The organism is Actinotalea subterranea (assembly GCF_008364845.1).
In the GTDB taxonomy this organism is placed as follows: domain Bacteria; phylum Actinomycetota; class Actinomycetes; order Actinomycetales; family Cellulomonadaceae; genus Actinotalea; species Actinotalea subterranea.
On sequence record NZ_VTTP01000027.1, the window covers coordinates 1 to 1,304 of the forward strand.

The following is a 1,304-nucleotide window of genomic DNA, read 5'->3' on the forward strand; positions in this document are numbered from 1 at the left end:
TGAACCGCCCCGACTTCCGTAGAGGCTCTCAACCCACGGAGGATGAGGGTCATGGCAGCACCGAGGAAGTATCCCGAGGAGCTTCGGGAGCGAGCGATCAGGATGGCGGTCGACGCGCGGCGTGATCCCGTCACGCGCAAGGGCGCGCTGGCCAGGATCGGCCAGCAGCTCGGCATCAATCCCGAGACGTTGCGGAACTGGGTCACCCAGGCCGAGGTCGACGCCGGCGAACGGCCCGGGACGACGACCAGCGATGCGCAGCGGTTGGCGGAGCTCGAGCGGGAGAACCGGGAGCTGCGGCGGGCCAATGCGATTCTGCGGTCGGCATCGGCTTTTTTTGCGGCGGAGCTCGACCGCCCACAACGCTGATCGTCGAGTACATCGACGACCACAAGTCCGAGTTCGGGGTCGAGCCGGTCTGCCGAGAGTTGCAGGTCGCCCCGAGCACCTACTACGCCGCGAAGTCCCGACCGCCCTCGGCGCGGTCGGTCAGCGACGCGGAGCTGACCGAGGTCATCAGGTCCGAGCACGCGGCGAACTACGACGTCTACGGGGCGCGCAAGATGTGGAAGCACCTGCACCGCCTGGGTCGTCCCGTCGCGCGCTGCACCGTCGAGCGACTGATGCGGGCCGCTGACCTGCACGGGGTGGTCCGGGGACGGGCCAAGCGCACCACGATCCCGGGCAAGGACGGGTGTCGGGCCGGGGACCTGGTCAACCGCGCCTTCACCGCGACCGCGCCGAACCAGCTGTGGGTGGCGGACTTCACCTACGTCAGGACGTGGGCCGGCTTCACCTACGTCGCGTTCATCGTCGACGTGTTCTCGAGGAAGATCGTCGGCTGGAAGGCCGACACCTCGATGCGCGCCGACCTGGTCACCGACACTCTCGACATGGCCGTGTGGTCTCGCGGCCGCGCCGGCGTCACCGACCTGTCCGGCCTCATCCATCACACCGATGCCGGCAGCCAGTACGTCTCGCTGGCACTGACCGAGCGCCTCGCGGCACTGGGCATGCGGGCCTCGATCGGCACCGTGGGCGACGCCTACGATAACGCCCTGGCCGAGTCCACCATCGGGCTCTACAAGACCGAGCTGATCCGCCGCAAGGGCCCCTGGCGGACCCTGGACGACGTCGAGATCGCGACCCTGGAGTGGGTCGACTGGTTCAACAACACCCGCCTGCACACCGAGCTCGGCGACATCCCACCCACCGAGCACGAAGCCAACCACTACCGTCAAAACCCGACCGTCACGACGGCCGAGACCAGAGAACCGAGCCTCCACTGAAGTCGGGGCGGTTCA

General features: G+C 68.2%; 1 protein-coding gene and 1 other annotated feature. The gene reads left to right on the forward strand.

The genetic code is table 11. The features are described 5' to 3' along the window. Positions 1–51 precede the first annotated feature (51 nt). A protein-coding gene (locus FZ988_RS18370; RefSeq protein WP_246169621.1) for an IS3 family transposase occupies positions 52–1,289 on the forward strand; the annotation gives its coding sequence in 2 pieces (ribosomal slippage) (positions 52–340 and positions 340–1,289; 1,239 coding nt in all). Next, positions 330–443 (forward strand) — a sequence feature (AL1L pseudoknot). It overlaps the preceding gene by 114 nt. Positions 1,290–1,304: the final 15 nt, after the last annotated feature.